The organism is Micromonospora sp. KC207 (assembly GCF_004348615.1).
Lineage (GTDB): Bacteria > Actinomycetota > Actinomycetes > Mycobacteriales > Micromonosporaceae > Micromonospora.
This window is the reverse complement of sequence record NZ_SMKJ01000208.1, coordinates 1-13,040: the sequence shown is the minus strand read 5'-3', so window position 1 is coordinate 13,040 and position 13,040 is coordinate 1. Positions and strand designations below refer to the sequence as shown.

The 13,040-nt window shown below is 73.8% G+C and carries 13 protein-coding genes; 5 read left to right on the top strand and 8 right to left on the bottom strand.

Going from position 1 to position 13,040, the window contains the following annotated elements; genetic code table 11:
• The 4 genes from E1258_RS22865 to E1258_RS22850 all read right to left on the bottom strand — a co-directional run.
• Window positions 1-181, bottom strand: a 181-nt coding sequence (locus tag E1258_RS22865; protein WP_165949872.1) for a zf-TFIIB domain-containing protein, incomplete at its 3' end; no start/stop codon positions are given.
• A gap of 22 nt (window positions 182-203) precedes the next feature.
• A complete protein-coding gene (locus E1258_RS22860; RefSeq protein ID WP_132404731.1) occupies window positions 204-839 on the bottom strand; it encodes a phosphoribosyltransferase in 636 nt (211 codons plus the stop codon).
• Window positions 836-2,191: a glycosyltransferase 87 family protein gene (locus E1258_RS22855; RefSeq protein WP_132404729.1), complete on the bottom strand. Its 1,356-nt coding sequence runs from the start codon at window positions 2,189-2,191 to the stop codon at window positions 836-838. Before E1258_RS22855 ends, E1258_RS22860 begins: the two co-directional genes overlap by 4 nt.
• Window positions 2,188-4,719, bottom strand: coding sequence for a bifunctional diguanylate cyclase/phosphodiesterase (locus E1258_RS22850; protein WP_132404727.1), 2,532 nt, complete (start codon window positions 4,717-4,719; stop codon window positions 2,188-2,190). The genes E1258_RS22855 and E1258_RS22850 overlap by 4 nt, the downstream gene beginning before the upstream one ends.
• Window positions 4,720-5,293: 574 nt before the next feature.
• On the opposite strand from E1258_RS22850, the gene moaC reads away from it, so the two are divergent.
• The 4 genes from moaC (at window position 5,294) to E1258_RS22830 (ending at window position 8,135) form a co-directional block, all read left to right on the top strand.
• Window positions 5,294-5,785 carry a cyclic pyranopterin monophosphate synthase MoaC gene (gene moaC / locus E1258_RS22845; protein WP_132404725.1) on the top strand — a complete coding sequence of 164 codons (492 nt, stop codon included), beginning with the start codon at window positions 5,294-5,296 and terminating at the stop codon, window positions 5,783-5,785.
• The gene (locus E1258_RS22840; RefSeq protein WP_036377202.1) at window positions 5,782-6,252 is read left to right on the top strand and encodes a molybdenum cofactor biosynthesis protein B; all 471 of its coding nucleotides are present in this window, start codon (window positions 5,782-5,784) and stop codon (window positions 6,250-6,252) included. Before moaC ends, E1258_RS22840 begins: the two co-directional genes overlap by 4 nt.
• Window positions 6,253-6,415: 163 nt before the next feature.
• The gene (locus E1258_RS22835) at window positions 6,416-7,675 is read left to right on the top strand and encodes a molybdopterin molybdotransferase MoeA (protein WP_132404723.1); all 1,260 of its coding nucleotides are present in this window, start codon (window positions 6,416-6,418) and stop codon (window positions 7,673-7,675) included.
• 28 nt (window positions 7,676-7,703) lie between these two features.
• Window positions 7,704-8,135 (top strand): molybdenum cofactor biosynthesis protein MoaE, encoded by a 432-nt coding sequence (locus tag E1258_RS22830; RefSeq protein WP_007073778.1) that lies wholly within the window; start codon window positions 7,704-7,706, stop codon window positions 8,133-8,135.
• A 66-nt stretch (window positions 8,136-8,201) separates the two neighbouring features.
• Here the strand turns inward: E1258_RS22830 and E1258_RS22825 are convergent, their stop codons facing one another.
• A complete protein-coding gene (locus E1258_RS22825; RefSeq protein ID WP_132404721.1) occupies window positions 8,202-9,647 on the bottom strand; it encodes a glycosyltransferase 87 family protein in 1,446 nt (481 codons plus the stop codon).
• Between the two features lie 215 nt (window positions 9,648-9,862).
• On the bottom strand, window positions 9,863-10,408 hold the full coding sequence (locus E1258_RS22820) for a DoxX family protein (RefSeq protein ID WP_132404719.1): 546 nt from the start codon (window positions 10,406-10,408) through the stop codon (window positions 9,863-9,865).
• Window positions 10,409-10,564: 156 nt separating this feature from the next.
• On the opposite strand from E1258_RS22820, the gene E1258_RS22815 reads away from it, so the two are divergent.
• Window positions 10,565-11,110: a GNAT family N-acetyltransferase gene (locus tag E1258_RS22815; RefSeq protein WP_132404717.1), complete on the top strand. Its 546-nt coding sequence runs from the start codon at window positions 10,565-10,567 to the stop codon at window positions 11,108-11,110.
• A 47-nt stretch (window positions 11,111-11,157) separates the two neighbouring features.
• Here E1258_RS22815 and E1258_RS22810 read toward each other — a convergent pair whose 3' ends face one another.
• Together E1258_RS22810 and E1258_RS22805 are read right to left on the bottom strand one after the other, a co-directional pair.
• Complete coding sequence (locus E1258_RS22810) at window positions 11,158-12,393, bottom strand: ATP-binding protein (protein WP_132404715.1); 1,236 nt, start codon at window positions 12,391-12,393, stop codon at window positions 11,158-11,160.
• Window positions 12,394-12,575: 182 nt separating this feature from the next.
• Entirely contained in the window at window positions 12,576-13,010 is a 435-nt protein-coding gene (locus E1258_RS22805) for a hypothetical protein (RefSeq protein ID WP_371688665.1), read from the bottom strand.
• Window positions 13,011-13,040 lie beyond the last annotated feature (30 nt).

Below are 13,040 nucleotides of genomic sequence, written 5' to 3'. Positions count from 1 at the left end.
GTGTCGGGTTCGGGGCGACCACCGACTGCTGGCGGTTCCAGTTCGCCTCGGCCTCGAACAACTTCTCCAGTTCGCCGCGGTCGAGGAAGATCCCCCGGCATTCGCCGCACTGGTCGATGACGACTCCGCTGCGCTCGTACTGGCGCATGTCTCCGTGACACTTAGGACAGGTGAGCTGCATTACCCGAAGGTACCCGGTGAAGTCACCCGATCGCTGCCAGCGCGTCGGTCACCTCGTCGTCGGCGACCTCGTGGAAGTCCTCGTAGTAGGCGCCGACCGCGCCGAAGTCGGCGGGCCGCTCGGCGCAGACGACCTCGTCGGCCTCGGCGGCGAGCATCTCGTACGCCTCCTGGGAGCCGACCGGCACCGCGACGACCACCCGGCTGGCGCCGAGTCGCCGGGCCACCTGGACGGCGGCGCGGGCGGTGGCCCCCGTGGCCAGACCGTCGTCGACGACGACGGCGGTGCGGCCGGTCAAATCGAGCGGGGGGCGGCCGGCCCGGTAACGGCGCTCGCGGCGTTCCAGTTCCGCCTGCTCGCGGCGCTGCACCTCGGCGACATCCCCAGGGCCGAGCCGGGCGGCCACCGTCTCGTTGAGCACCCGTACGCCGTTGGGGCCGAGCGCGCCGAAGGCCACCTCGGGGGCCAGGGGCAGGCCGAGCTTGCGGACCACCAGCACGTCGAGGGGGACGCCGAGTCGCTCGGCGACCACCCGGGCCACCGGCACGCCGCCCCGGACGAGGCCGAGCACGGTGACGTCGCGCCGCCCGACCAGGCCGGCGAGCCGGTCGGCGAGGACCCGGCCGGCGTCTTCCCGGTCGCGATAGGTCGTCGTCATACCTCAGGTGTACGCCTTGGCGGCCGGCCGCGCCGGCGGTCGGCGGCGAAGCCCCCCGTGAGGGTGGCGACGGCGTCCGGCGCGGGACGGGTCAGGGCGGATGCCCAGGCCAGCAGGGCCACCGGGTAGAGCAGGTACCCGAAGCGGGTGGCGGGCATCAGCAGGATCGCCGCGAGCAGCCCGTACGCGCAGATCAGGGCGGCGGTGGCGGCCGTGCGGGGCGGGCGGCGCAGGAGCCGGGTGGCGATCGCCGCCCCGGCCGCGACGAGCAGCGCTGCGGCGACCACCCGCCCGGCGGGCAGGGCGGTCGCGATCAGGTGGCCGGGGAACGGGGACTGCGCCGGGCTGGTCACCAGGCCGTGACCGAGCGGCAGGCGCAGCACGTTCTCGACCAGTGCGTCCCGGTCGACGAGCAGCGCCGGGAGCAGGGCGAGCGCCGGCAGGCCGAGCGCGCCGAGCGCGAGCTTTCCGGCGGAGCGTCGGGTGGCCGCCCAGGCGATCAGCACGAGGGCGACCGGCCAGGCGAACAGCTTCAGCGCGCCCGCCGCCCCGATGGCGAGCCCAGCCCGGCCCGGCCGGTCGGTGGCGGCGAGCGCGAGGGCCAGCAGGCAGAGGGCGAGCACCGGCAGGTCGTCACCGCCGGTGGCCAGGGTCAGGGCGCAGATCGGCAGCACGGTCGCCGCCTGGATGCCGCGCAGCACCGCCGCCGGCCGGTCGCCGGCGGCGGCCGGATCGCCGGATCGCAGGGCACGCACCGCCAGGGCGAGGAACAGGGCGGTGGCGAGCGCGAACCAGACCCGGGCGTCGGTCCACCAGCCGTCGGCGGCGGCGCGCGGTAGGCCGAACAGGGCCATCCCCGGCTGGTACGGGGTGTAGCCGAGCAGCCGGTCGTCGGCGGGGAGCGCGGCGATCGCGTCGTGCCCCAGGTAGGGCGTGCCCGTCTCGACGAGGCGGTTGCCGCTGTGCTCGACGACCACCACCTCCTCCTGTGCCCGGTCGATTCGGCCGCCCGCCCGCTGCGCGCTCTGGAGGAGCAGCGGGAACAACGTGGTGGCGGCCCAGGCGAATCCGGTGACCGCCCAGCGGGCCGGCAGCCCGGCCAGCGGCGCGGCGGCGTTCCGGCGGCGGGCGGCCAGTTGGCCGGCGACGGCGAGCGCGGCGAGCAGGTACCCGAACGCGGCGACGGCCCCCCAGGCGCGGTGCGGGGGCAGGGTGGACGTGGCGGCGGTGACGGCCGCGAACGCGGCGGAGACGGCGTACAGGCCGAGGTCGAGGGCGAGGCCGCCGGCGGCTCGGTCGATCCTGCGCCAGATCGCGGGGGTGCGGGCGGTCCGGTCGGCGGCGACGGTCACGCGGGCAAGTGTGGCAGACGCTCTGGCCGTCCCCGGCCGCCCTGCCGGCGCCCGGCGCGGAGCCGGAGCACGGCACCCGCGTCGTGCAGCGGTGGGGCGAGGGCACCGGTGCGGCCGCCGAAGCCGCGGTGCAGGGTGGACAGGAGCGTGCCGGCAGGCACGGGGCGGCCGAATAGGTGGCCCTGCCCGGCGGTGCAGCCCAGCTCCCAGAGGGCGCGGCGCTGCGGCTCGCTCTCCACTCCCTCGGCGACCACGGTGAGCCCGAGGCTGCGGCCGAGGTCGAGGGTGGACCGGATGACGGCGGCGGCCTCGGCCGATCCCTCCATGGCCGACACGAAGCTGCGGTCGATCTTGAGTTCGTGGACGGGGATGCGGGAGAGCAGGGAGAGGGACGAGTAGCCGGTGCCGAAGTCGTCCAGGGCCAGCCGGACGCCCTCGTCGCGTAGCCGGCTGAGCACCCGGTCGACCACGTCGAGCTGGCTGAGGGTCAGCGTCTCGGTCAGCTCCAGGATCAACCGGTCCGGCGGCAGGTCGTGGGCGCGCAGCCGGGCCAGCACGGAGCCGGGGAATCGGGCGTCGAGCAGGCTGCGCGGCGACACGTTGACCGCCACCGGCAGGTCGAAGCCGGCGGCGCGCCAGGTGCCAGCGGCGATGAGCGCCTGGTCGAGGATCGCCTCGGCGAACGCGGGGAGCAGGCCGGAGCGTTCGACGGCCTGCAGGAAGCGCAGCGGGTCGATCACGCCGTGCACCGGGTGGTGCCAGCGGGCCAGCGCCTCCGCGCTGGTCACCTCGCCGGTGCAGAGGTCGACGATGGGCTGGAAGTTGACGGTGAACTCGTGGTCGGCGACCGCCCGGGGCAGCTCGCCGCCGAGGGTGAGCCGGCCGAGGTCGGCGGTGTCCCGGGTCGGCGCGTAGGTGGAGATCCGCTGGCCGGCGCGCTTCGCCTGGTACATCGCGACATCGGCGCGGCGCAGCAGCTCGGGCATCCCGCCGCTGGCCGGCGCGACGGAGATGCCGCCGCTGGCCTCCACGCTGATCCGCATGCCGTCGAGGTCGAGGGGCTCGTACAGCGCGGCGAGCAGGGCCTCGGCCCGGTGCGCGGCCACCGCCGGGGCGGGCAGGCCGCGCAGGAGCACGGCGAACTCGTCGCCGCCGAGACGGGCCACCAGGTCGCCGCCCTGGGCGGCGCCGCGCAGCCGGTCGGCCACCTGCATGAGCACCTGGTCGCCGGCGGCGTGGCCGAGGGTGTCGTTGACCTCCTTGAAGTGGTTGAGGTCGATCAGGACGAGCGCGGTGACTCCGTCGGCGTACCGGGCGTTGAGCTGCTCGCTGCCCTGGTCCAGTAGGTGCCGCCGGTTGGCCAGGCCGGTCAGGATGTCGTGGGTCGCCGCGTACGCGTGCTCGTTGGCGACGCGGGCCAGCTCGGCGTACGCCTGGGCGTTGCGGACCGCGGTGCACAGCGCCGAGGCGAAGGTACGCAGGGTGTACTGCTCGCGTTCGGAGAGCCGGACGGGGCCGCGGAACCGCAGGCGGAGGGTGCCGACGTCGACGGTGCGGTCGTGTCCCTCCAGGCGGGCGGAGATCACCGACCCGTCCACCGTGCCGCTGCGCTCGGTCGGCCCGTCGTACGTGAGGGTGCCGGCGGAACCCCGGACGGTCCGGCCGGGCTCGCGCAGGCCGATCTCGACCTCGTCGGCGGAGAACAGCTCGGCGGCCTGGGTGACGGCGGTGGTGAGGACCTTGTCGAGGTCGACGACGTTGAGCGCGTCGGTGGTCCGGGCCAGTCGCTGCCACGCGTCGCGTTCGGCCCGGTTGCGGACCCGGCTGGAGTAGGTGAGGTGCAGGCTCAGCACCAGCGGTGGCACGACGATCAGGAAGCTGGGGTTGCTGTTGAGGATGAGCAGGGTGGCGACGATGACGAGGAACCGGGCGATCGCGCTGGTGATCCGCAGGTCGTAGTGCTCGCGGAAAAGGTCGCGGATCCGGGTGCGGGTGGCGAGGCCGATGACAGGGAAGGTCAGCGCCTCGTCGAGGACGACGACCACGAGGTACGCCGCGACGAGGGCCCAGATCGTCCGGCCGAACGCGCCGGTGATGGGCCAGGTCCAATCGAACAGCAGCAGCACGATTCCGCCGGCTGTCGCCGTCACCGTGTCCTTGGCGACGCCGAAGGCGAGCTTGAGGGGCACCAGTCGCACGAGGGCCCGGGCGACACCGACGCCCAGCCCCGTGGCGAGGATCACCCAGGGAACCGGTGCGACCGCGAGCCCGACGAGCACCGCGACCTCGGTCCAGGAGACGCCGTGCGTGGTGGCCCGGATGCGGATTCGAACGTTGACGGTTGCCGCCACCGCCACGAGGAAGACGACCGTCGACGCCTGGACGAGTTCCCGGTTGCCGGGCGGTCCGCCGGAGGCGATTCGGTACACGCTCAGCGCGACGGCGGCTGCGGCGAGAAACACGACGAGACCGACAAGCAGCAGAAGCCGCCGATCGGTCTCACTGTCGTGTCTGGTGGTCCGAGTCACGTTTCGTCCCTCTGCCGTTCATGATTCCTGGCAGTGCGTATCTCGGAACTTTACGGCCGGTCAGGCCTCAGAGAAAGTATCGATCAGAGCCAGTCGTGCGCCTTCATGGTCCCACCTTTCGTCTCAGGTCCTTCGTCGGCCGTTGCTGTCCGGGCTTGGCTGATGCGCAGAATCTTAAGGCGTTTCGTGGTTGTTCGGGCGATTAAGTGTCCATATGCGCAGTATGCGGCAAGGCTTACGGTTTCTGTTACTCACCGTCTCTGTCCGGAAACTCACCGCGCTGCTTTTGGGAGTTCTGCCATGATTATCGGATCGCGCTTCCCATTCGTCTCTCCCCGGTCTGTCCAGTAACTCCACGTGCGGGTGCCGGTTCGTCGCGTGGTGCTCGCTGAGTTCAATGAATTGTCTGGGCGTCGCCTTTAGTCGGCCGCCTGGCCTGCGATTTGATGCCACTTTGATCTGTTTTGCGACCTTATGCCGGGGGGCCGTGGGAAAATCGATGCCCTACAGATTCCCTGCGGACACCCACCGTCGGCGACCGGAGGCGCACCGCCCGGAGGATAGGCTCACGACCGTGACGGATCCCGGGCAGCTCACCCACGTCGACGCGGCGGGCGCGGCCCGTATGGTCGACGTCTCCGCCAAGGCGGTCTCCGGCAGGCTCGCTACGGCCGCCGGCCGGCTGCGGACCACCACCGAGGTGGTCGACCTGCTGCGCCGCGACGGGCTGCCCAAGGGCGACGCGCTCGCCGTCGGCCGGCTTGCCGGCATCATGGGCGCGAAGCGGACTTCCGATTTGATCCCGCTCTGCCATCCGATCGCGCTGCACGGCGTGACGGTCGAGTTCGCGCTGACCGACGACACCGTCGAGATCACCGCCACCGCGAGGACCGCCGACCGTACCGGCGTGGAGATGGAGGCGCTGACGGCCGTCGCGGTCGCCGGACTCGCCCTGGTCGACATGGTCAAGGCCGTCGACCCGGCGGCGTCGGTCGACGCGGTGCGGGTCCTGCGCAAGGAGGGCGGAAAGACCGGCCTGTGGCAGCGACCGGCGGACCGGCCGTGATCCGCGCCCGGGTGGTGGTCGCCTCCAACCGCGCGTCGGCCGGGGTCTACGCCGACACCAGCGGACCGCTGCTCGTCGCCGGGCTGCGCGAGCTGGGTTGCCAGGTCGACGACCCCGTGGTGGTGCCCGACGGGGAGCCGGTCGGCGCGGCGCTGCGGGCCGCCCTGACCGACGGGATGGACGTGGTGCTGACCAGCGGGGGCACCGGGATCACCCCGACCGACCGCACCCCGGACGTGACCCGTGCGCTGCTCGACCACGAGATCCCCGGCATCGCCGAGGCGATCCGCGCGTACAGCCGGGACCGGGTGCCGACGGCGGCGCTCTCCCGGGGCGTCGCCGGGGTGGTCGGCCGGATGCTGGTGGTCAACCTGCCCGGCTCCACCGGCGGCGCCCGCGACGGCCTCGCCGTACTCGGCCCGATCCTGACCCACGCCGTCGACCAGCTCCGCGGCGGCGACCACTGAGCGATCCACCCCGGCCCACCTCGGCCTACCCGGTCCGCCGGTGCCCGGACCTGGCCAACCTCGGCCCGGCGGTGCCCGGGGGCCCGACGACCAGTGGCCGCGCGCGTGGGACGGCGCAACCACTGGCGGGGCGGGCCCCACCGGCCGGCGATAGGCTCGCCCGGTGAGCACGGAAACCGCGTCCGCCGCGGAACAGGTCGCCGTACCGCCGTCGGTCGGCTGGGAGGAGGCCCGCTCCCGGGTGTACGCCGCCGGCCTCGCCGCCGCGCTGCCCGCCGTCGGCCGGCCGCTCGCCGACACCGACGGGCACACCCTCGCCGAGGCGCTGGCCACCCGCACCGACCTGCCCGCCTTTCCCACCTCCAGCGTGGACGGCTGGGCGGTGCGCGGGGACGGGCCGTGGCGGGTCGTCGGGCGGGTGCTGGCCGGCGGCAGCCCGGCCCCGCTGACCGAGGACGGCACCACCGTCGAGATCGCCACCGGCGCGATGGTGCCCGAGGGGGTCACCGCGATCCTGCGGGTCGAGGAGTCCAGCCGTACCGCCGACGGCCGGGTCGCCGGTACCCCCCGGCCGAACCCGGAGTGGCGCAATCCCGGCGAGGAGGCGTACGCCGGTGAGGAACTGCTCCCGGCGGGCACCCCGGTCGACCCGGCGGTGATCGGCCTGGCCGCCTCCTGCGGGCACGACACCCTGCGGGTGCGCCGGCCGCCCCGCGCCGCGCTGCTGGTCTTCGGCGACGAGCTGCTGACGTCGGGAGTGCCGGCCGCCGGCCGGGTCCGCGACGCCCTCGGGCCGGCCGTGCCGGCGTGGCTGCACCGGTACGGCTGCCAGGTGCGCCCGGCCGACGTGGTCGGCCCGGTGGCGGACACCCTGCCGGCGCACGTGGCGGCCCTGCGCGCGGCGCTGGCCACCGCCGATCTGGTCTGCACCACCGGCGGGACGATGCACGGCCCGGTCGACCACCTGCACCCCACCCTGGAGGCGCTCGGCGCGGACTACGTGGTCAACACGGTCGCGGTCCGCCCGGGGTTCCCGATGCTGCTGGCCCGGCTGGTCGACCCGGACGGCCGGGTCCGCTTCGTCGCCGGCCTGCCCGGCAATCCGCAGTCCGCGATCGTCGCGCTGGTCTCGCTGGTCGCGCCGCTGCTGGCCGGCCTACAGGGCCGGCCGATGCCGGTGCTGCCGCACGCCACGCTGGCCGAGGCGGTGCCGGGGCGCGGCGACTACACCCACCTGGCCCTGGTTCGGCTGGACCGGGTCGCCGGCACCGCCCACCCGGTCCGGCACGTCGGGTCGGCGATGCTGCGCGGGCTGGCCGGCGCCGACGGGTTCGCGGTCGTCCGGCCGGGCACGACCGGCGAGCCGGGCGCGCGGGTGCCGGTCGTGCCGCTGCCCCTGGTGCCGGGGGAGCGGTCCTGGTGACGGGCTTCTTCGCGGGAGGGCGTGCCCGGTGACGATCGAGGAGTCGACCGTCTTCGGCACGGTCACCGCCGAGCCGCTGGACCTGGCCGCGCACGAGGCGGCGGTCGCCGACCGGCGGGCCGGGGCGGTGGTGTCGTTCCAGGGCGTGGTCCGCGACCACGACCACGGCCGCGCCGTGACCAGTCTGGAGTACGAGGGACACCCGAGCGCGGCCGCCGTGCTCCGGGAGGTCGCCGCCGAGGTGGCCGCCGACCCGGACGTCTACGCGGTCGCCGTGTCGCACCGCGTCGGCCCGCTCGCCATCGGCGACGCGGCGCTGGTGGCGGCGGTGAGCACCGCGCACCGGGCCGCCGCCTTCGCCGCCTGCGCCCGGCTGGTCGACGAGGTGAAGGCGCGGCTGCCGATCTGGAAGCGGCAGGTGTTCGCCGACGGCACCGAGGAGTGGGTCAACTGCCCCTGACGGCGGGTGTCCACGCATGGCCGTCCGACGGCGGTGCCCCGCCCTGCCGGTGGCCGGTGGCCGGCCTCAGCGGCGGCCGGTGACCTGGGCGGCGCGGCCGAACCGATCGGCGTAGAAGGCCGGCTCGGCACCAGGTCGCCATGGCAGCGCGGCGACCAGCACGATCAGGGCCACGGCCAGCGAGTTCTCCATCAGCGCGCCGAACAGGCCGTCCTGGTAGTGCGACACCTCGGGGAGTTGGTGCTCGTACGGCCAGATGGGCGAGATCAGGAACAGCAGGTAGAGCCCCACCGCGGCCACGCCGTGCCGTAGGCCGGTCAACGTCGGATACCAGATCGGCGGGCGCAGCCCGTTGACCCCGGGCGGCCCACCGTAGGACGACGCCTGGCCGGGGCGCTGCACCAGGCTCCGGCTCGCCTCCCGGCGGCGTACCGCGGCGTCGGCCAGGACGACGACCGCCGGGATGACCCAGACCAGATGGTGCGACCAGGAGATCGGGCTGACCACGTTCGCGGTGAGCCCGACCAGGGTGAACGCGGTCAGCTCGTCGCCGTCGGTGCGCGCGCTGACCGCCCGGGACAGCCCGAGCGCGAGCATCAGCACCGAGAACGACAGCCAGAGCAGCCCGGGGGTCTCGATCGAGTCGTAGAGCCGGGCCAGCAGGCCGGCGAGGGACTGGTTCGGGGTCATGTCGGCCGCGCCGACCCGCTCGGTCTGCCAGAGCACGCCGCCGAAGTACGCCCGCGACTCGGTGCCGACGAGCGCGAACCCGGCGAGGGTCACCCCGATCGTGGTGCCGACCGCCGTGGCCGCTGCCCGCCACTGCCGGGTGATCATGAGGTACGCGATGAACAGCGCCGGGGTCAGCTTGACGGCGGTGGCCAGGCCGATGCCGGCCCCGGCCCACGCCCCGCTGAACACGAACCGCCGCAGCGGCCCGGTCTCTGGGTCGAACCGGGTGCCTCGCCTCGCCCGCCAGCGCAGCCCGATCAAATCGGCCATGATCAGGGCGAACAGCAGCAGGTTGACCTGCCCGTAGCCGAGAGTCTCGCGCCCCGGCTCGATGGCGATCGCCATCGGCGTCGCGATGCCAACCGTGTACCACAGCGGCCAGCCCAGCCGGTCGACGATCGGTCGCAGCAGCCCGGCCAGGACGAGGGCGAGCGCGCCGATGCTGGCAAGCGCGTTCAGCCAGCCGGCGGCGTCCACCGGCACCAGCGCCATGGGCAGCATCACCAGCGCGCCGAAGGGGGGGTAGGTGAAGCCGAGCGTGGTGGAAGGCGCGATGAAGTCGTACAGCTCGTTGCCGCTCGCCCACCACACCACCGCGCCGTGGTAGATCTTCATGTCGAAGAAGTTGTACGGCCGTCCGAAGGCGCCGATCGCGAGCCACGCGGCGTACGCGACGGTGGCCACGACACCGGCCCGTACCACGGTCCTGCGGTCGACCCCACGGGTCGCGCGGCGGACCGGAGCGAGGCGGTCCATCCGTCGTCCGACGGTCGCCGGCATGGCGTGGCCACCCCCATACCAAGGTCGTCCTACCCGTCCAGGTCCAGCACGGAGCCTAGAACGGCACCTCACGTTGATGCCTCCCGCGTTATGCGACCGTGTCCGATCCCACACTGGTTTTTTACATTTCCACCGCGTTAACGCCTACCGGGCGGTTCAGGTAATTCGTGGCCTTGTGGGGGTGGGGACCGTGCCAGCGGGGGCTGCGAAGCAGGTCAGCCGGGCAGTCGACGGGCGGTGGCGGCCGAGCGTACGGCGATCCGGGCCTCGCGGCGGGCGGTCCGGACGGCCCGGGTCACCGACCGTCGCGAGTGGCCGATCCGGTGACCGGCGCGCCACCGCAGGCCCGGTTTCCCCTCCGTGTCGGCGGCGGCCAGCAGCAGCCCGCCGAGGAGCCCGAGGTTCTTCAGGAAGTGGACCTGGTTGTGCGTCCGCTCGGCCGGGTCGTCGCTGTTCCGGAAGGGATGGCCGGCGGCAGTGGTCGGGATCAGCGTGCCGGCGAGCACCAGCGCGGCCGGGCGGGTGAACTTCCCGGTGGCCAGCATCAGGCCGCTGATGAGCTGGGTGGCCGCGTTGGCGCGGATCAGCGTCTCGGTGTCGGTGGGGATGCGGGGGGAGATCTGCTGGAGCAGCGGGGTCACCCGGTCGGTGACCGGCTTCGCCGCCGCCGCCAGCTGGCCCGGGTGCTGGAGGCTGCGGGCGCCGTTGACCACGAAGATGCCGCTCAACATGACGCGGGCGAGGGAACGCACGGGTGTCATAAACCAGTCATACCCCGTCGCGGGGTCGGCCACCCCTGCAACGGCCCGATCCGATCGGTGTACGTGGACGTCGCGGACGCGCCCATGACCCGCGTGCGCCACGCCGATCGGGGTGACCGTTGCTGGTGGACGCTGCCCGGCGGGTAACCTCGGCGGGTGACGACTCTGCGGCTGCGTCCCGAGGGTCCGGCGGACACCGGCCCGGTCCGACGGGTGTTGACCGCCGCGTTCGCCCGCCCGGACGTGGCGACACCGCCCGAGGTGGGGCTGGTCGAGGACCTGCGCGGCACCGACGCCTGGATTCCCGAGCTGGCGATGGTCGCCGAGTACGGCGGCGAGGTCGTCGGCTACGCCCTGCTCACCCGGGTCCAGGTCCGCGGCGACGATCACCCCGTTCCGGCGCTGGCCCTCGGCCCGGTGGCGGTCGCACCCCACCGGCAGCGGATCGGGCACGGCACGGCCGTGGTGCAGGCAGCCCTGGACGCCGCCACCGAGCTGGGTGAGCGACTCGTGGTGCTGCTCGGTGACCCGGCGTACTACCGGCGGTTCGGGTTCACCCGCGCCGACCGGATGGGGCTCACCAGCCCGTGGTCCGGCCTGGGTGATCCGTGGCAGGCGCTGGTCCTGCCCGCCGGCGCCAGTGGGGACGGCCTCGTGCCCCGGGGCGAGGTGCTGTTCCCGCCGCCCTGGTCGAAGGTCTGACCGCAGCCGGTTCCCGTGTCAGGTGGGCCGGGTGCGGTGCGCCGTCGTCAGACGGGCTGAGTGCGCAGGTACCGACCGAAGTGCGGGACGGTGAACGCGACCGTGCCGCGTTCACCGGAGTAGATCAGCCCCTTCTTGATGAGTGCGTCCCGCGCCGGCGAGAGGCTCGCCGGCTTGCGCCCGAGCGCACGGGCGATCTCGGCGGTCGGCACGGCCGCGTCCATGTCGTCCCGGCCCTCCGCGTCCCCCTCGACCAGGGACAGGGTGGCCATCGCGCGCATGTACTCGCGCTCGGCCGGCGTGGCCCGCTCGAACCGGGAACCGAAGAAGCCGACCGCGAGTTCCGCCTCCGCCTCGGGGGCGGCCACCCGGACGTCCGCGTCCGTGATCGGGGAGCGCGGCGCATGGTCCCAGGTGGCCTTGCCGTACGCCTGGACGAAGTACGGGTAGCCACCCGACTTCTCGTAGAGCAGGTCGAGGGCCTTCGGCTCGTACTCGACCTGCTCGCGCTCGGCCGGCGCGCAGAGCGCCTGGTCGGCGGCGATCCGGTCGAGCCGGTCGATGCGCTGGTAGCGGAACAGCCGTTCCGAGTACGACTTGGCCGCGCTGAGCACGGCCGGCAGGTGCGGCAGGCCCGCGCCCACCACGATCAGCGGCGCGCCGAGCTGCGACAGCTCGTGGCAGGCGGCGCAGAGCGCCGAGACGTCCTCGGGGCCGAGATCCTGCATCTCGTCGATGAAGATGGCGATGCCGGTGCCGACGTCGGCGGCCACCGCCGCGGCGTCGCTGAGCAACTCCACCAGGTCGATTTCGATGTCGCCGGAGTCGGCCCGGCCGGTCGCGGCCGGCACGTCGATGCCGGGCTGCCAGCGGTCGCGCAGCTTCGGGGCCGTACCCGCCCGCCCGGTCGGCGCGGTCCGCTGGGCGAACGCCTTCAGCACCCCGAGGACCGCGTCGATCCGGTCCGGGGCGCGGTGCCGGGGCGCCAGTTCCCGCACCGCCATGTGCAGCGCGGCGGCGATCGGGCGGCGCAGCGACTGGTCCGGCCGCGCCTCGATCTTGCCGGTGCCCCAGAGGTGGTTGATCGCCTGCGAGCGAAGGGTGTTGAGCAGCACGGTCTTCCCCACGCCGCGCAGGCCGGTGAGCATCAGACTGCGCTCGGGACGGCCCCGCGCGATGCGCTCTAGGACGACGTCGAAGACGTCGAGTTCCCGCCCCCGCCCCGCGAGCTCGGGCGGGCGCTGGCCGGCGCCCGGGGCATACGGGTTGCGGACCGGATCCACGAATCGCACAGTATCGGGCCGTCTAGCTGCGGGGCTAGACGTCCGTAGAGGACGCTACCGGCGTGTCGCCGGCCGTCGAGGAAAAACTAGGGCTGTCTAGCGTCCACGCTAGACAGCCCTAGTTTCGGGTAGCAGGCCCCCGGGATCTTCCCGGTGACCGGCCGGCTCAGCTCGGCGCGCCTTCAGCTCGTGCGCTTCTTCAGGCAGAGCACGTAGTCGAGGGCGTTGATCGGGTTGTCGCTGACGAAGTTCGCGGTCGCGTTCGGCGACGCGCTCTTGCACCGGTCGCCGTTCGTGGTGCCGGGGATGCGCAGCAGGATCTCGTACGTGTCCGGCCCGCACGGGACCTTCCGCAGGTCGGCGTCGGCGTCCGTGCCGTCGTTCACCACGCAGTCGCCCCTGGCGAAGTCCTGGTCGTCGTCCTCGGTCGGGCTCGGCTCGGCCGTGGTCGGAGCGGCCGTCGGTTCGTCGCTCGGCTCGTCCGTCGGCACCGCCTGCGTGGTCACCGCCGGCGCGGCCGAGCCGCCGTCGTCGGTCGCCCGCCAGATTCCCCATCCGGCCAGGCCGAGGCAGGGGCAGAGCAACAGCACGACCACCAAAGCGATGATCAGGCCGATCCGGCGGCCCGTGCGGGACGGGGGCGGGGC